Annotated in this window: 14 protein-coding genes and 1 pseudogene; 6 read left to right on the top strand and 9 right to left on the bottom strand. The window is 67.2% G+C overall.

Annotated features, from left to right (window positions below):
• Positions 1-77 precede the first annotated feature (77 nt).
• The 9 genes from HMPREF2716_RS20975 to HMPREF2716_RS20935 form a co-directional block, all read right to left on the bottom strand.
• A complete protein-coding gene (locus HMPREF2716_RS20975; RefSeq protein WP_003097867.1) occupies positions 78-938 on the bottom strand; it encodes an alpha/beta fold hydrolase in 861 nt (286 codons plus the stop codon).
• Positions 935-1,747 (bottom strand): alpha/beta fold hydrolase, encoded by an 813-nt coding sequence (locus HMPREF2716_RS20970; RefSeq protein WP_003087496.1) that lies wholly within the window; start codon positions 1,745-1,747, stop codon positions 935-937. Before HMPREF2716_RS20970 ends, HMPREF2716_RS20975 begins: the two co-directional genes overlap by 4 nt.
• A gap of 101 nt (positions 1,748-1,848) precedes the next feature.
• A complete protein-coding gene (locus tag HMPREF2716_RS20965; protein WP_003122890.1) occupies positions 1,849-2,490 on the bottom strand; it encodes a LysE family translocator in 642 nt (213 codons plus the stop codon).
• Positions 2,491-2,530: 40 nt separating this feature from the next.
• The gene (locus HMPREF2716_RS20960) at positions 2,531-3,355 is read right to left on the bottom strand and encodes an AraC family transcriptional regulator (protein WP_003097872.1); all 825 of its coding nucleotides are present in this window, start codon (positions 3,353-3,355) and stop codon (positions 2,531-2,533) included.
• Between the two features lie 57 nt (positions 3,356-3,412).
• Positions 3,413-3,850: a hotdog fold thioesterase gene (locus HMPREF2716_RS20955; protein ID WP_003087490.1), complete on the bottom strand. Its 438-nt coding sequence runs from the start codon at positions 3,848-3,850 to the stop codon at positions 3,413-3,415.
• Between the two features lie 49 nt (positions 3,851-3,899).
• Positions 3,900-5,567: an AMP-binding protein gene (locus tag HMPREF2716_RS20950; RefSeq protein WP_003097876.1), complete on the bottom strand. Its 1,668-nt coding sequence runs from the start codon at positions 5,565-5,567 to the stop codon at positions 3,900-3,902.
• Positions 5,568-5,693: 126 nt separating this feature from the next.
• Positions 5,694-6,158 carry a phosphohistidine phosphatase SixA gene (gene sixA, locus HMPREF2716_RS20945; RefSeq protein ID WP_003117751.1) on the bottom strand — a complete coding sequence of 155 codons (465 nt, stop codon included), beginning with the start codon at positions 6,156-6,158 and terminating at the stop codon, positions 5,694-5,696.
• On the bottom strand, positions 6,155-6,496 hold the full coding sequence (locus HMPREF2716_RS20940; RefSeq protein ID WP_003097882.1) for a DUF4389 domain-containing protein: 342 nt from the start codon (positions 6,494-6,496) through the stop codon (positions 6,155-6,157). Before HMPREF2716_RS20940 ends, sixA begins: the two co-directional genes overlap by 4 nt.
• Positions 6,497-6,509: 13 nt before the next feature.
• On the bottom strand, positions 6,510-7,532 hold the full coding sequence (locus HMPREF2716_RS20935; RefSeq protein ID WP_003087482.1) for an NAD(P)H-dependent glycerol-3-phosphate dehydrogenase: 1,023 nt from the start codon (positions 7,530-7,532) through the stop codon (positions 6,510-6,512).
• 150 nt (positions 7,533-7,682) lie between these two features.
• Between HMPREF2716_RS20935 and HMPREF2716_RS20930 the strand changes: the two genes are divergently transcribed.
• The 6 genes and pseudogenes from HMPREF2716_RS20930 to HMPREF2716_RS20905 all read left to right on the top strand — a co-directional run.
• Complete coding sequence (locus tag HMPREF2716_RS20930; protein ID WP_012614312.1) at positions 7,683-9,791, top strand: TonB-dependent receptor plug domain-containing protein; 2,109 nt, start codon at positions 7,683-7,685, stop codon at positions 9,789-9,791.
• 171 nt (positions 9,792-9,962) lie between these two features.
• Complete coding sequence (locus HMPREF2716_RS20925) at positions 9,963-10,721, top strand: ABC transporter substrate-binding protein (protein ID WP_073650871.1); 759 nt, start codon at positions 9,963-9,965, stop codon at positions 10,719-10,721.
• Positions 10,718-12,673: an ATP-binding protein gene (locus tag HMPREF2716_RS20920; RefSeq protein ID WP_003097889.1), complete on the top strand. Its 1,956-nt coding sequence runs from the start codon at positions 10,718-10,720 to the stop codon at positions 12,671-12,673. Before HMPREF2716_RS20925 ends, HMPREF2716_RS20920 begins: the two co-directional genes overlap by 4 nt.
• Positions 12,674-12,861: 188 nt before the next feature.
• On the top strand, positions 12,862-13,377 hold the full coding sequence (gene fabA / locus HMPREF2716_RS20915; RefSeq protein WP_043492735.1) for a 3-hydroxyacyl-[acyl-carrier-protein] dehydratase FabA: 516 nt from the start codon (positions 12,862-12,864) through the stop codon (positions 13,375-13,377).
• Between the two features lie 11 nt (positions 13,378-13,388).
• Complete coding sequence (fabB, locus tag HMPREF2716_RS20910; RefSeq protein WP_003097892.1) at positions 13,389-14,606, top strand: beta-ketoacyl-ACP synthase I; 1,218 nt, start codon at positions 13,389-13,391, stop codon at positions 14,604-14,606.
• A 154-nt stretch (positions 14,607-14,760) separates the two neighbouring features.
• Positions 14,761-16,272: pseudogene (locus tag HMPREF2716_RS20905) on the top strand (methyl-accepting chemotaxis protein); the annotation flags it as partial.

Raw genomic sequence — 16,272 nt, 5'->3', positions numbered from 1 at the left:
GGTGCCTCTCCGTAACGATCCGTCCAGCCTTACGGCTGGACCCGGAATAGTCAAGGAAACAACGGCAAGCCGGTGTTTCAGCGCGCGAAGAAGGCCGCGAAGACCCTGGCCACCGCCTGCGCCCCGGCCTCGTCGTCCAGATGCAGGTGATGCCCGCCCGGCAGGTGGTGCCGCTCGAACGGCAGGGTCTCCAGCAGCGCCCGCATGCGCGGCTCCACCGCCAGCATGCCCTGTTCGGCCAGTACCAGGCTGACCGGGCACTCCACGCTGCGCACGAAGTTCAGCGCGTGGGCCTGGGTCAGGCGCAGCGGCGACGGTAGGGTCAGGCGCGCGTCGGTGCGCCAGGTATAGCCGCCGGGCACCGGTTCCAGGCCGCGCTGGGCGAGCAGTTCGGCGGCCTCCCGGGAGATCTCGCCGACCCCGCGCATCCGCGCTTCCACGGCTTTTTCCAGCTCGGCATAGACCGGCTTGCGCTTGTGGCGTAGCGCCAGTTGCGCCTTCAGCGCTTCGCCGAGCTTCTGCGGCGCCTTGTCGGCTTCGCCAGTGTAGGGAATCAGGCCATCGATCAACGCCAGCCGCTCGATGCGCTCGGGCAAGGCCCCGGCGAGCAGCACCGAGACGATGGCGCCCATCGAGTGCCCCAACAGGGAAAACCGCTCCCAGCCCAGTTGCTCGGCCACCATCAGCACGTCCAGCGCGTAGTCCCAGAGCAGGTAGCTGGCACCCTCGGCACGATGCGCGGAATGCCCGTGGCCGGCGAAGTCAAGGGCGACGATACGCAGCCCGGCGAGCTTCGGCGCCAGGCGCGAGAAGCTCATGGCGTTGTCCAGCCAGCCATGCAGGGCGATCACCGGCTTGCCGTCCGGCGGACCGAACAGATGCGCGGCCAGTTCGATGTGCGGCAGGCTGATGCGTACTTCCTCGACCTGCAGGCTCATGCCGAACGCTCCTCGGTCGCCCGCGACCAGCGATCGAACACGCCTTTCAGCAGTTCGGCGGTTTCCCGCGGGCGCTCCAGCGGGAACATGTGGCCGCCGGGCAGCGACATGAACTCGCCGCGCGGCATCGCCCGGATCAGCCGGGTGTGGTGCGGCAACACCACCTTGCTGTGCCGCCCGCGCACCATCGCCAGCGGCACCTGCAACTGCCGCGCACGCCCCGGACTGCTGTGCGGCACGCTGCGGTAGATGCTGATCTCGGTGGCCGGATCGAAGCGCAGGCGCAGGCCGGAACCGCCGCCGCTGTCGGCCAGCCCGTGGCGTACGTAGGCCTCCAGGCAGTCGGGGTCGAAACGGCGGAACAGCGCCTTGCCGGAGAAGTAGGCCCGCGCCTCTTCCAGGTCGGGGAACGCCTCGCGACGCCCCAGGGTGCGCCCGGCCGGAGTGATCCGGTCGATGAAGCCGAAGCGCTTGGCGGCACGGATCACCAGGCGGTCGGCGAGGGTCAGCACCGGCGAATCGAGCATCACCACGCCGCGGTAGAGTTCCGGCCGGCGCAGCGCCGCGTGGTAGTGCAGCACGCCACCGAGGGAATGGCCGACGCCCCAGACCGGCTGTTCCAGGCTGGCGAGATGGTGCAGCAGTTCGTCCACCAGGTTGTCCCAGTTGTCGTTCACCGGGAAACGCGGGTCGTGCCCGTGCATTTCCAGGTGATCCACCCGGTACTCCGGCGCCAACGCCTCGAACAGCTTGGCGTAGGTAGCCGACGGGAAGCCGTTGGCGTGGGCGAAGAAAACCGATTGCGACATGCGCGACGTCTCGACAGGGCTGATGCCAGGGATTCTCCGGCAGCCTCGCCGAGGCGGCAATGGCTTTGCCGGCTGCCTTGCACGGCGAAGCGGCCAAAACCTCAGGCAGAGCGGACGAGATGCTCGAGGATCGCCGCCGCAACCAGCAGGAACACCACCCCGCAGGCCGCGTCCAGCCAGGGCACCGCGCGCAACAGGCGGGCCTGCAGGGCCGGGCGGGTAAGGGTCAGGCTGAGCAGGCCGAACCAGCAGGCGCCCATGCCGAACAGCAGCGCCGCCACCGCCAGCTTGCCGCCGAGCGACATCTGCGCAGGAATCAGGCTGCCGAGCAAGGCGATGAAGAACACCAGCGCCTTGGGATTGAACAGATTGGTCGCCACTCCGCGCAGCCAGGGCCCCAGGGGCGACGGCGGCAGTGCCCCGTCGAGCCGGCCCGGCTGGCCGTCGCCGCGCCGCAGCCAGGCGCGCAGCGCGCCGACGCCGAGCCAGGCCAGGTACAGCGCGCCGAGCGCCTGCAGGATGGCGAACAGCACAGGCGTACGGCTGAGCAGCAGCGACACGCCGGTCAGCACCAGGGTGGTATGCAGGAGAATCCCGCAGGCCAGCCCCAGCGCGCTGGCCAGGCCGGCCCGCCGCCCCTGGTGCAGGGACGTGCGCACCACCAGGGCGACATCGGGACCGGGGCTGACCAGGGCTATGGCGAACACCGCCGCCAGGGTCAGCAAGACAGACAATTCCTGCATGGCTACTCCACGAAAAAGGGATCGGAAAGGAAAACGCGAATCAGCGCTGGCGCAGGCGCGCCGGCGGTAACCCATAGGTGCGCCGGAACAGACGGCTGAAGTGCGCCTGGTCGTAGAAACCGAACTGCTGGGCCACCTGGCTCAATGGCTGCTCGCCGCGCAGAACCAGCGGCAAGGCGCGCTCCAGGCGCAGTTGGGTCAGCCACTGGTGGGGCGGCAGGCCGCAGTGACGGCGGAAGCGCCGCAGCACCTGCCAGGGGCTCAGGCCGCAGAAGGCGGCCAGTTCCTCCAGGTTCGGCGGGTACTCCAGGCGCGACTCCAGCCAGTCGCGCAGCCGCGTCCAGTCGCGCTGGCCGAAGCCTTCCCGGTCGCCCTCCTCCAGGCGCAGGCTGCTGCCCAGGCTGAGCAGGCAGGCCAGCGCCTGCCAGAGGTGCTCTTCCAGGGCCAGACGGTTCTCCAGCGCCGCCGCTCCGCCGAGCATGCCCAGGTGCAACTGACGCAGGCGCTGCTGCAGACGCTCGTCGCGGACCAGGCTACTGGTCAGACGCGGCGCCCCCCGACGGCCGTCGCTGAAGTCACGGCTGGCGCGCTCCAGCCAGTCGGCATCGAGCGCCAGGACGCGGATACGGTAGCCCTCCTCGCCGGCGCTGCTGCCGTCGTGGATGCTTTCCGGCGCCATCAGCAACGCGTCGCCGGCCCCGGCCAGGCGCCGTTCGCCGCCGGCGGCATAGCGATGCCGGCCCTGCAACAGCAAGCCGATGTGGTACTCCAGGTGGAAGTGCCGGGGAAAGGAAAAGCGGTTGTGCTCGGCGTCTATCAGGCGTACGCCGGGAATCCCGCTGCTGAGATGGGTGATCTGTTCCATCCCGCTACTCTACCGCCCGCGGGACGGAACGATCTTGGACAAAATTGCGGACCGCGCTCAGCCCGCCCTGCCCGCCAATGGCACCACCGCCATGGTCAGGCGGGCGATGCAGCTCGGCTTGCCGTCGTCGCCACTGAGGCGGATGTCCCAGACATGGGTGGTGCGCCCCAGGTGGATCGCCCTGGCCACCGCGGTGACCCGGCCGCTGCGCAGGCCACGCAGGTGGTTGGCGTTCACTTCCAGGCCGACGCAGTAGTACTGGCTGGTATCGACGCACAGGTAGCTGGCCATCGAGCCCAGGCTTTCCGCGAGGACCACCGAGGCGCCGCCATGCAGCAGGCCGAACGGCTGGTGGGTACGCGAGTCGACCGGCATGCTCGCGGTCAGCGACTCGTCGTCGAAGGCTTCGAAGCGGATGCCAAGCAGGTCGCCGATGCTGTTCTTCTGCGAGGCGTTCAGTTGCTCCAGGTCGGGCGTTTGTCGCCAGAGGCTCATGGGAATTCCTTGCGCAAGGGGGAAGCCAAGGGCTTCCCGTCGGTGGGAGTCATTCGTGCCAGAGCACGGCCTCGCGGCGTTCCACCCATTCGTGGAAGCGCGAGCCATAGGCACCTTCCACCATATTGCGCTTGATCTTCAAGGTCGGCGTGAGGAAACCGTTGTCCACCGCCCAGGTTTCCTGCACCAGGACCAGGCCGACCAGGCGCTCGTGCTTGTCAAGCGCACCGTTGACCTGTTCCAGGTGCGCCCGCAGGCTGCTTTCCAGCGCCCCGCGGGTCCCGTTGAGGGCCTCCCGGCGACCGACCTCGGAGAGCACGCAGAGCCCCAACGGCGCGCTGAGGCCCTCGCCGACCACGCAGACCTGCTCGATGCGATCGTGTACCGCCAGGCGGTTCTCGATCGGCGCCGGCGCCACGTACTTGCCCTTGCTGGTCTTGAAGATTTCCTTCATCCGCCCGGTCAGGCGCAGGTTGCCTTCGGCGTCCTGCTCGCCCTTGTCGCCGGTGCGCAGGAAACCGTCGGCGGTGAGCACCTCGGCGGTCTTCTCCGGCTCCTTGTAGTAGCCGACCATGGTCGCGCCGCTACGCACCTGCACCTCGCCCTCGTCGCTGATGCGTACCTCGACGCCGGGGCTGTTCTGGCCGATCCAGCCGGTCTTCTGCCTGCCGGGCCGGCAGACGTGGGAGTAACCGCTGTTCTCGGTCATCCCGTAGACCTCGAGCACATCCAGGCCCAGGCGGCGATACCAGAGCAGCAGCGCCTCGGGTACCGGCGCCGCGCCGCAGAGCGCGTAGCGCACCGCGTCCAGGCCTAGCCCGGCGAGCACCTTGCGACCGACGATGCGGCCGAGGATCGGCAGCTTCAGCAGGCGGTCGAGCTTCTGCGCCGGCATCTTCGAATACACCCCCATCTGGAACTTGGTCCAGATGCGCGGCACGCCGAACAGCAGGGTCGGCCGCGCACGCTTCATGTCCTCGACGAAGGTGTCCAGGCTTTCGGCGAAGAACACCGTGGTTCCCCCGTAGAGCGACCCCATCTCGACGAACATCCGCTCCGCCACGTGGCACAGCGGCAGGTAGGAGAGCATCCGGTCGTCTTCGCGGGTGCCGAACAGTTCCACGCCGCGGCTGGCGGCGAAGGCGAAACTGCTGAAGTTGTGCATCACCCCCTTGGGCACGCCGGTGGTTCCGGAGGTGTAGATCAGGGTGGCGAGTTGCTCGGCAGCGGTCGGCGTGTCGCCTTCGAGCGGCGCGCAGGCCTGCAGGTCGCTCCACTGGCGGTCGAAACGCCCTTCCGGGTGCAACGGCATGGCCACGGTCGGTATGCCCTCGGGGACTCCGGGCGCCATCGCCGGCCAGTCGTCGAGCTTGCCGACGAAGACCACCGCCGACTCGGAATGCTCCAGCACCTGGCGCGCCGACTCGGCGGTGAGATTGGGATAGAGGGGGACGGAAACGTGCCCGGCCATCCAGATCGCCAGGTCAGTGACGATCCAGTGCGCACAGTTCTTCGAGATGATCGCGATACGGCTGCCGGCGGGGAGATCCAGGCTGCGCAACCAGGCGGCTGCACGCCGCGCCTGGTCGCCCACCTCGCCCCAGCTCAGCTCCTCGACCCGGCCGCCACCGATGGGCTGCACCAGGTAACGCCGTTGCGGATGACGCTTTTCGCGCTCGAAGAAGACTTCGAGCGGCAGACGATTTGCAGTGACCACGTACCGCCTCCGTTGTTGTTGTTCTGGGAGATCGACCAAGCACTTGCTTGGTCGAATATTCCATCACAGCCAACCGCAGGCAAGCCGGGAAATGTTTCGGTTTGTAGTCGTTGTGCCAGGCGCTTCCTAGCCGTGCCGCGGGTGATGCAGCGAGACCAGGGTCATCAGCCCGGCGGCGGCGAAGTCGCCTTCCAGCTCGGCCAGCGAGGCAGTGCTCATCGGCAACGGATCGCGCCGGTTGCCATGCACCAGCAGACCGCCCAGCGCCCCGACCAGGGGCTGGTGGCTGACCAGCAGGAGATTGCGCTCGCTGCGCTCGTCGAGGAAACCGAGCACCTCGCGCGGATCGTCGTCGGGGGTCAACCAGGGCGCGGTGCCGACCGGCTCGACCAGGCCCAGTGCCTCGCGCACCAGCTCGGCGGTCTGCTGGGCGCGCACGTAGGGGCTGGCGAGAATCCCGTCCAGCGGCAACCCGGCCAGCCGCGCGGCGCTCTGCAGCACCTCCTTGCGTCCATGGGCGGTCAGGCGCCGCTCGGAATCCCGGCTGGCGTGCGGTTCGGCCTCGCCATGGCGCAACAGCCAGAGTTTCACAACTTCGGCTCTTCGTCGCGCGCCGGGTGCGCGGCGGGCGGCACGCTGTGGGCGGCCTCGCCCTCGGCGGCGCGGGCGCTCGGCCAGTCGGCGAACGGCCAGGGTTTCTCGTCGCTGTGGAAGGTACCGAAACGGCCGATCTGCGCCAGGTACTGGCTGAGGCTGTCGCCGAAAGCCATCAGGCTGCCGTTCGGCGCGCCGTAGATCAGTCGGTAGACCAGTTGGATCACCACCACCGCCCCGAGGAGCAGTTCGGCGACCTGCCAGACCAGGACGAACAGCAGCATCCAGAGGATGCGGATGGCGATCGATTCGCGTGCTTGCGGGTCTGCGGACATGGCGGTCTCCTCGTCAGAAGCCGGTGGTGGGAATGAAATCGACGTCGGTCTTCGGCTCGCCGCGCATCAGCAGCTGGATGACCTGCGCCAGGGTGCGGCCTTCGAAGAGGATCGCATGGAGACCGGCGACCAGCGGCATGTACACCTGCATCTCGTCGGACTTTTCCTTGAGTACCTTGAGAGTGTTCACACCCTCCGCGGTCTCGCCCATGCGCGATACCGCCTCCTCCAGGCTGAGCCCCTCGCCGAGGGCGTGGCCGACCTGGTAGTTGCGGCTCTTCGGCGAGGAACAGGTGACGATCAGGTCGCCGACGCCGGCGAGGCCGAGAAAGGTCATCGGGTTGGCACCGAGCTTGACGGCGAACCGGGTCATTTCCGCCAGCGCGCGGGTAATCAGCATGCTGCGGGTGTTCTCGCCCATGTCCATCGCCGCGGCCAGGCCGGCCATGATCGCGTAGACGTTCTTCAGCGCACCGCCGAGTTCCACTCCGAAGCGGTCGCGGCTGGCGTAGACGCGGAAGGTGCGGCCGTGCAGGGCCGCCTGGACGCGGGCGCACAGCTCGTCGTCCTCGCTGGCGACCACCGTGGCGGTCAGCTCGTGCTCTGCGATCTCGCGCGCCAGGTTCGGGCCGGAAATCACCCCGATGCGGGCTTGCGGGGCGATTTCCTCGAGGATCTCACTCATCAGCTTGAAGGTGTGCGCCTCGATGCCCTTGGTCAGGCTCACCAGCAGCTTGTCCGTCAATGCCGCCTGGTGTGGTTGCAGCACCTTGCGCAGGGCGCTGGAGGGCAAGGCGACGAAGATCAGTTGGCAATCGGCCAGGGTGCGCTCCAGGTCGGTGACCGGCTCGACCCCGGGATGCACCTTGACCCCTTTCAGGTAGCGCGGGTTCTCGCGTCGTGTGCGGATCGCCTCGGCCTGCTCCGGGTCGCGCATCCACTGGCGGACCGCCTGGCCGTTCTCGGCCAGCAGGTTGGCGATGGCGGTGCCGAAACTGCCGCCGCCGAGCACGGCAATCGGTTGCTGCTCTGTCATGATTCATCCATTTCTGGCCGCCACGCGGCAATCACGCCATTATACGGTCGGCCAGCCGGCCGACCAGTCTTGACGCCGGCGCTGGCAAAAGCCCGCGCCTCGTTTACCATGCCCGGGCCAGACAATACCTATCGAGAACAAGGTCGTTCCGTGCCCATCGCTTCACGTGCTCCCGCCTCCCTGACCCTGCTGGCCCTGCTGTTCGGCGGCAAGCTCGCGGCCGCCGACCTGTTCAACGATCCCAGCGGCGTTCCCGAAGTATTGACCGCGACACGCCTGAAACAATCCCCGGCGGAAGTTCCCGGCAGCATCAGCGTGCTCGACCGCGAGCTGATCGTCGCCAGCGGCGCCCGCGACATTCCCGAACTGATGCGCCTGGTCCCGGGCATGATGGTCGGCTACCTGTCCGGCAACCAGCCCACGGTCAACTACCACGGCACCAGCATGTCGGGGGCGCGGCGCCTGCAGGTGCTGATCGACGGCCGCTCGGTGTACCGCCCGGGCCTTGCCAGCGTCGACTGGAGCGACCTGCCGCTGGCCCTCGAGGATGTCGAGCGGATCGAAGTGTTCCGTGGGCCGAATACCGTCAGCTACGGCGCCAACGCATTGATGGGGGTGATCAACATCATCACCCGCGCCCCCGGCGAGTCGCCCGGCACGCGTCTGAAGTACACCGCAGGCCAGCGCGGCATCCGCGACTGGTACGCCAGCCAGAGCATCGCCCTGGAAGACAGCGACTTCCGCCTGTCGCTGTCCGGCCAGGAAGACGACGGCTTCGACCACGACCACGACGGTCACGCCCTGCGCGACGGCCGCCGGCTCAGCCGCTTCAACCTCAACGCCAGCCACAGCCTGGCGCCGAACCAGAGCCTGGAGTGGCAACTGGCGGCCAAGGAAGGCTCGAACCAGCACCCCTACGCCTACCGCTCGCCGTTTCCCCAGGTTCCCGACGACATCGACAACTCCGATACGCTCGCCCACGACTATGCCGGTTCGCTGCGCTGGAATGTCGACCTCGACCCGCGCCACAGCTTCTATATACAAGGCTACGCACAGCACTGGGAGCGCCGGCAGGAATGGAACGCCTGCGAGGCGGCCATTGCCTTCAGCCCGCAACTGGCGCAGCTCTGGGAACTGAACCCGGACTACCTGCGCAGGTTCGCCGACGATCCGACCCGGCTGCCGCCCGGCAGCGCCCAGGAGTTGCAACTGGCGACCCAGGTCCTCGACCAGCTACGCAATGGCGGACTGCGTCCGGTCTGCGGACGGGTCGACCGCAACATCCGGGAAAGCCGCTACGACCTGGAGATGCAGGACACCCTCAGCCTGGGCGACAACCTGCGCCTGCTGAACGGCCTGAGCTACCGCTACGACCAGGCAAACTCCGAGACTTTCTACGGCGGCAGGGTCAGCAGCCAGATCTGGCGGCTGTTCAGCCAATTGGAGTGGCATGCCGGCGAACACTGGCTGCTGCAGGGCGGGGGGATGCTCGAAGACGTCGAGGGCTCCGGCAGTTCGTTCAGCCCGCGGCTGGCGGTGAACTACCTGTTCAACCCCCAGCACAGCCTGCGCGCGGTCTATTCGGAGGCAGTGCGGTCACCGGGCATGTACGAAAACGACGTCGACTGGCGCTACCGGGTCCGCCACCTGACACCGGCGCCCTATGGGCAGAGCGAAGCCTACTACTTCGCCAGCGCCCACGGCCCCGGCGACCTGGGCAAGGAACACACCCGTTCGCGCGAGATCGGCTACAACGGTTTTTTCCGCGAGACCGGGCTGGCCGTGGATGTACGCCTGTTCCACGAGGAAATCACCGGACTGATCAGCGATCCGCTCAGCGTCGTCGACTTCAGTCCGGACAACGGCGATCGCATCCGCTTCTCCGGCGCGGAAGGCCAGCTCGACTGGCGCCTGGGCCTACGCGACCGCCTGCGCGCCACCTACGCCTATCTCGACTACGACGCCACCAGTCGCTACGACCGGCGCCTGACCGCCCGCCACGGCGGCTCGGCCGGCTGGATGCACGACTGGGGCCAAGGCTGGTCCAGCGCCCTCTTCTATTATGGCGACGACTCGCTCAATGGACATCGTTTCGAACGCGTCGACCTGCGCCTGGCCAAGCGCATTCCCCTGGGCAAGGCCGCCCTGGAACTGGCCGGCGTGCTCCAGCAGCGTCTCGACGACGAACCGCTGACGTTTCCCGACAACCGCTACGACAGCCGCCACCTGCTCTACTTCAGCGCCGAGGTGACGTTCTAGATGCGTCGCTTGCGCCCCGCCCGCCGGGCTTTCCAGGCGCTGCTCGCGCTCGTCTTCTGCTGTCTCCCGCATGTCGGCGAGGCCGCGCAACTGGTCCTGGTCAGCGCCAACCAGGGGGCCGCGGTGAACGCCTTTCGCGATGCCCTGGCGCAGCGACGGCCGCAGGACCAGGTGGAACTGCGCACGCCCGCGGCCCTGGCGGAGGGGATGGTCTTCGCCGACGAAACCCGCCTGCTCCTGCTCGGCCCCGAGGCCCTGGCCTGGCGCCTGCGCCAGCACCGGGCGCCGCCGACCCTGGCGCTGCTGCTCAACCGGGTCGATGGCCAGCGCCTGCTGCCAGGCGCCAACGGACATGGCGGACACGGCGTCGGAGGTCTCTGCGTACTCTGGAGCGACCCGCCGGCGTCCCGCCAGCTCCGCCTGGCGCGCCTGATCCTGCCGGGCATCCAGCGCATCGGCGTGCTCTACGGCAAGGACAGCGAATTCCTCCTCGACGAGCTTCGCCGCGAGGCCCGCAGCCAGGGGCTCCAGCTGTTCGTCGCCAGCAGCAGCGGCAACGACGACCCGCGCCCGCTGCAGTTCCTGCTCGGCAATAGTGACCTGCTGCTCGGCATCGACGACAAACAGCTGTACAACTCGCAGAGCATCAAGAGCCTGCTGCTCGGCAGCTACGCCAAGAACCGCGCGCTGCTCGGCCCCACCGCAGCCTTCGTCAAGGCCGGCAGCCTGGCGAGCAGCTACAGCGACCAGGAGGATTGGCTGGACACCCTCGACGAATTGCTCGGCCAGGCGCCCAGGCACTGGCCCCTCAGCCTCTATCCAGGGCATTTCAAGGTGCTCGGCAATCGGCAGGTAGCCCGTTCCCTGGGTATCGACCTGGCCAGCGACGCCGACCTCGGCCGGCGCCTCGCCGAAGGAGAAGAACCATGAGCCAGCGCCACGGCTGGGACATCCGTACCCGCATGCTGGCGATCAGCCTGGGCCCGGCGCTGCTGCTGACCCTGTTGCTCACCGCCTACTTCACCTACTCGCGCCTGCAGGACCTGCGCCAGGAACTGACCCATACCGGCCAGTTGATCGCCGACCAGTTGGCGCCGGCCGCCGAATACGGCGTGATCGCCGGCAACACGCCCGTGCTGCAGAAGCTGCTGCAGGCCACCCTCGACACCCCGCATGTGCGCTTCATCGAGGTACGCGACCGCAACGACAATATCCTGGTGTACGTCGAACAGTTGCCCGGCGCGTTGCAGAACGCCGCGCCGATCGACATCTTCCACTCCACCATCCAGCGCCAGCGTATCGCCCTGGCCAGCGACCCGCTGCTGGATGGCGCCAGCGAAGGCGACGGCCAGTCCGGCGAGGACTACCTCGGCCGGGTGGTGGTCGGCATGTCCAACGACGCCTTCAGCCAGCGGCAACAGGAAATCCTCCTGAAGGCCGCCCTGCTGGCCGCCTTCGCCCTGATCCTCACCTTCCTCGTCGCGCGCCGCCTGGCGCAGCGCCTGTCGGCGCCGATCAGTACCATGGGCCAGGCGGTCGAGGCGATCCAGAGCGGCGACTACAAGACCAGCCTGCCGATCCTCGACGACGGCGAGATCGGCGACCTGGCCCGTCACATCAACAATCTCGCCAGCGGGCTGGACCGCGCGAGCCGGGAACAGGAACAGGCGATCAGCCAATTGATCAGCGCCCGCGAGGAAGCGGAGCAGGCGAACCGGGCGAAGTCCGACTTCCTGGCGATGATGAGCCACGAGCTTCGCACCCCGATGAATGGCGTGCTGGGCATGCTGCAACTGCTGGAAACCACCGAGCAGACCCGCGAACAGGCCGAGTACACGGCGCTGGCCACCGAGTCCACCGAACACCTGCTGAAGGTCATCAACGACATTCTCGATTTCTCAAGGATCGAACGCGGCGCGCTGGAACTGGAGTGCATCCCCTTCAACCTGCTGGAACTGGTGCAAGGCTCCGCCCTGGTGTTCCAGCACAGCGCCCAGCAACGCGGACTGGCGCTGGAATTGCAGATCCAGGCCGGCCTGGAGAATATCGAGGTCTGCGGCGATCCGACGCGGATCCGACAGATCCTGGTGAATCTGCTGGGTAATGCGCTGAAGTTCACCGAGGAAGGCGCCATCCATCTCAGCCTGGAGTGGCAGGCTCTCGATCACGACGTACTGTGGCTGACCTGCGCGGTGCACGACAGCGGCATCGGCATCTCGCCGGAACGCCTGGAACATATGTTCGACGCCTTCCAGCAGGCGGATTCGTCGATTTCCCGACGCTACGGCGGCACCGGGCTCGGCCTGGCGATCGCCAGGACCCTGGCGGAACGGATGGGCGGCACCCTGCAGGCAGAGAGCAAGGAAGGCTCGGGATCGACCTTCACCCTGGAGATTCCGCTGCCCTTCCAGCAGTCGCCGGCGCACCGGCAGCAGGCCGCCGGCGACGCCGCCCCGGTCGCCGCCGGTCAGGAAATCCTCCTGGTCGAGGACAATCCGGTGAACCAGACAGTCATAGAAGCCATGTTGCGCAGCCTCGGCTATCGCGTCACCCTGGTCGCCGACGGTATCCAGGCGGTACGCAGCGCCGAGCGCCAGCGCTACGACGCGATCCTGATGGACTGCCGCCTGCCGGTGCTCGACGGCTACTCGGCGACACGGGAAATCAGGGCCCAGGAGAACGGCCGGCAGGTACCGATCATCGCCCTGACCGCCAACGCCCTGCAGGGCGATCGGGAGAACTGCCTGCAGGCGGGAATGAACGATTACCTGGCCAAGCCATTCAAACGGGCGGAATTGCAACGCATACTGCAACGCTGGATCGGCTCGCAGCCGGAACTCCCCGTGACATCGAACGAAACCGGACGAGGGGAGCCGGAATGATCTACGACAAGGGCGGCAAGCGGACGCGGGAATAAAGTGAACATCTGTTCGCCGGACACTGTGACTTTCACCGCAACGCAACAGTCTATGACTAGGCTGCCGCTGCGACGCCGATACAATAACCCGGCGCGACGGCCGCTGGACGAACCGCCACAACCCTGCAGTTCAGGGATTTTTGAGGAGCTCGCATGACCAAACAACACGCCTTCACCCGAGATGACCTGCTGCGCTGCAGTCGCGGCGAGCTGTTCGGCCCGGGTAACGCGCAACTTCCCGCCCCCAACATGCTGATGATCGATCGCATCGTTCACATCAGCGATGTCGGCGGCAAGTATGGCAAGGGCGAGCTGGTCGCCGAGCTGGATATCAACCCGGACCTGTGGTTCTTCGCCTGTCACTTCGAAGGCGATCCGGTCATGCCCGGTTGCCTGGGCCTGGATGCCATGTGGCAGCTGGTCGGTTTCTACCTCGGCTGGCAGGGCAACCCCGGCCGCGGCCGCGCCCTGGGTTCGGGCGAAGTGAAGTTCTTCGGTCAGGTTCTGCCGACAGCGAAGAAGGTCACGTATAACATTCATATCAAGCGCACGATCAATCGTTCGCTGGTCCTGGCCATCGCCGACGGCACCGTCAGCGTCGATGGCCGCGAAATCTACAGTGCCGAAGGCCTCCGCGTCGGCCTGTTCACCTCCACTGACAGCTTCTAAGGGTTATCCGCATGCGTCGCGTCGTTATCACCGGTCTGGGCATCGTTTCCTGCCTCGGCAATGACAAAGACACCGTTTCCGCCAACCTCCGTGCGGGTCGGCCCGGCATTCGCTTCAATCCGTCCTACGCCGAGATGGGCCTGCGCAGCCACGTTTCCGGTTCGGTCGACCTGAACCTCGAAGAGCTGATCGATCGCAAGGTCTTCCGCTTCATGGGCGATGCCGCCGCCTACGCCTACCTGGCGATGGAGCAGGCGATCAAGGACTCCGGCCTGACTCCGGAACAGATTTCCAACCCCCGCACCGGCCTGATCGCCGGCTCCGGCGGCGCTTCCACCCTGAACCAGATGGAAGCCATCGACACCCTGCGCGAGAAAGGCGTCAAGCGCATCGGCCCATACCGCGTGACCCGCACCATGGGCAGCACCGTATCGGCCTGCCTGGCCACACCGTTCCAGATCAAGGGCGTCAACTACTCGATCTCCTCCGCCTGCGCCACCAGCGCCCATTGCATCGGCCAAGCCATGGAACAGATCCAGTTGGGCAAGCAGGACGTGGTCTTCGCCGGCGGCGGCGAAGAGGAACACTGGAGCCAGAGCTGCCTGTTCGACGCCATGGGCGCCCTCTCCACCCAGTACAACGACACTCCGGAAAAGGCCTCCCGCGCCTACGACGCCAAGCGTGACGGCTTCGTCATCGCCGGCGGCGGCGGCATGGTGGTGGTCGAGGAGCTGGAGCATGCGCTCAAGCGCGGCGCCAAGATCTACGCCGAGATCGTCGGCTACGGCGCCACCTCCGACGGCTACGACATGGTCGCCCCGAGCGGCGAAGGCGCGATCCGCTGCATGCAGCAGGCGCTGGCCACCGTCGACGCGCCGATCGACTACCTGAACACCCACGGCACCTCCACCCCGGTCGGCGACGTCGCCGAGATCCGAGGCGTGCGCGAAGTGTTCGGTGACAAGGCGCCGGCCATCAGCTCGACGAAGAGCCTGTCCGGCCACTCGCTGGGCGCCGCCGGCGTGCACGAGGCGATCTATTGCCTGCTGATGATGGAGGGCGGCTTCATCGCCGGCTCCGCCAACATCGACGAACTCGACCCGGAAGTGGCCGACCTGCCGATTCTCCGCGAGACCCGCGAGAACGCCAAGCTCGATACCGTCATGAGCAACAGCTTCGGCTTCGGCGGCACCAACGCCACCCTGGTCCTCAAGCGCTGGCAGGGTTGATTCCCTCCATCGCCGCATGAAGCGCCCTCCGGGGCGCTTTTTTGTACCCAGCGTTTCTTTACCCGGACTGCATGAACGGGCTAAACCTCCCGCCCTGCCTGCCGATAGTACTGGTCAGCCCCGTCCCTCTTCCTGCCCCCTGGAATCCGCCATCATGTCTTTGCGCAGTATGCCCATCGCGACCCGTGCCGCCCTGAGTTTCGCCCTGATCACCGCTCTGCTGGTCATCACCGGCATCTTTCCCTGAACCGGATGGGTTCGCTCAACGAAGCCTCTTCGGACATCAGCGACAACTGGCTGCCTAGCGTCCGCGAAAGCGCCGAGTTGAACGTTCTGCTCGCCGAACTGCGGCAGGTGCAACTGGCCCATGTGCTGGCGGCGGACGATAGCAGCAAGCGCTTCCTGGAAAGCCGCATGACGGAAATCGGCAAGGAACTGACCGATCGCGAGGGCGCCTACCAACGGCTGATCAGTGGTGCCGACGAGCGCTCGATCTACGAGCGCTACCTGGCTACCCGGCAGACGCTCCTGCAAAGCCAGCAGACCCTGGTGCAGATGTCGCGCAGCAAGCCGCTGGAAGAGACCCGCCAATACACCGAAAGCACCTTGCTCGACCAGTACCGCGCCACCCAGCAGCAACTGCAGGCGCTGATCGACTTCAACGTCAAGGGCGCCAGCCAGGCCAGCCACACGGCCGATGAGGTCTATGACAGCGCCTTCGCCGCAGTGATCGGCGTACTGCTGGTCGCCGGCCTCGCTACCGTGGTACTGGCCTGGCTGTTCACCCGCAGCATCACCCAACCGATCGGCGAGGCGCTGCGGGTGGCCGAGGTGATCGCTTCCGGCGACCTCACCAGCCGCATCGACACCTCTGGCCGCGACGAACCGGCCAAGCTGCTGGTCGCCCTCCAGGGCATGCAGGCACAACTGCGCCAGACCATCCAGCAGATCGGCAGCTCGGCGACCCAACTGGCCTCCGCCGCGGAGGAACTCAGCGCCGTCACCGAGCAGGGCAACCGCTCGCTGACCCAGCAGAACGACGAAATCCAGATGGCCGCCACCGCGGTCAACGAGATGACCGCCGCCGTCGAGGAAGTGGCGCGCAACGCCAGCTCCACCTCGGACGCCTCGTCCGCCTCCGAGCAATCGGCGCAGAACGGACGCCAGCGGGTACTGGAGACGGTCCAGGCGATCCGCCTGATGAGCGAAGAAGTGGACAATACCTCGGCGCTGGTCGGCGGCCTGGCGGAAAAGGCCCAGGACATTTCCAAGGTCCTCGACGTGATCCGCGGTATCGCCGAACAGACCAATCTCCTGGCGCTCAACGCGGCCATCGAGGCGGCTCGCGCCGGCGAGCAGGGCCGCGGTTTCGCCGTGGTCGCCGACGAGGTTCGCGCCCTCGCCCATCGCACCCAGGAATCCACCCGCGAGATCGAGCAGATGATCGCCAACATCCAGGAAGGCACCGGCGCCGCGGTCGGCGCCATGGACAGCAGCAGCGTACGCGCCCGCAACATGCTGGAGATCGCCGAAGCCGCCGGCCTGGCGCTCAACGAGATCGCGGAGCGGGTCGGCCAGATCAACGAGCGTACCCTGGTGATCGCCAGCGCCTCCGAGCAGCAGGCCCAGGTGGCCCGCGAGGTCGACCGCAACCTGGTGAACATCC

The organism is Pseudomonas sp. HMSC076A11 (assembly GCF_001810205.1).
In the GTDB taxonomy this organism is placed as follows: domain Bacteria; phylum Pseudomonadota; class Gammaproteobacteria; order Pseudomonadales; family Pseudomonadaceae; genus Pseudomonas; species Pseudomonas aeruginosa.
This window is presented reverse-complemented; position numbering and strand designations above follow the sequence as displayed.

Excerpts from the sequence above, each read along its gene's own strand:
- HMPREF2716_RS20975 (WP_003097867.1), bottom strand. The coding sequence starts at position 938 with ATGAGCCTGCAGGTCGAGGAAGTACGCATCAGCCTGCCGCACATCGAA.
- HMPREF2716_RS20970 (WP_003087496.1), bottom strand. The coding sequence starts at position 1,747 with ATGTCGCAATCGGTTTTCTTCGCCCACGCCAACGGCTTCCCGTCGGCT.
- HMPREF2716_RS20965 (WP_003122890.1), bottom strand. The coding sequence starts at position 2,490 with ATGCAGGAATTGTCTGTCTTGCTGACCCTGGCGGCGGTGTTCGCCATA.
- HMPREF2716_RS20960 (WP_003097872.1), bottom strand. The coding sequence starts at position 3,355 with ATGGAACAGATCACCCATCTCAGCAGCGGGATTCCCGGCGTACGCCTG.
- HMPREF2716_RS20955 (WP_003087490.1), bottom strand. The coding sequence starts at position 3,850 with ATGAGCCTCTGGCGACAAACGCCCGACCTGGAGCAACTGAACGCCTCG.
- HMPREF2716_RS20940 (WP_003097882.1), bottom strand. The coding sequence starts at position 6,496 with ATGTCCGCAGACCCGCAAGCACGCGAATCGATCGCCATCCGCATCCTC.
- HMPREF2716_RS20935 (WP_003087482.1), bottom strand. The coding sequence starts at position 7,532 with ATGACAGAGCAGCAACCGATTGCCGTGCTCGGCGGCGGCAGTTTCGGC.
- HMPREF2716_RS20920 (WP_003097889.1), top strand. The coding sequence starts at position 10,718 with ATGAGCCAGCGCCACGGCTGGGACATCCGTACCCGCATGCTGGCGATC.
- fabA (WP_043492735.1), top strand. The coding sequence starts at position 12,862 with ATGACCAAACAACACGCCTTCACCCGAGATGACCTGCTGCGCTGCAGT.
- fabB (WP_003097892.1), top strand. The coding sequence starts at position 13,389 with ATGCGTCGCGTCGTTATCACCGGTCTGGGCATCGTTTCCTGCCTCGGC.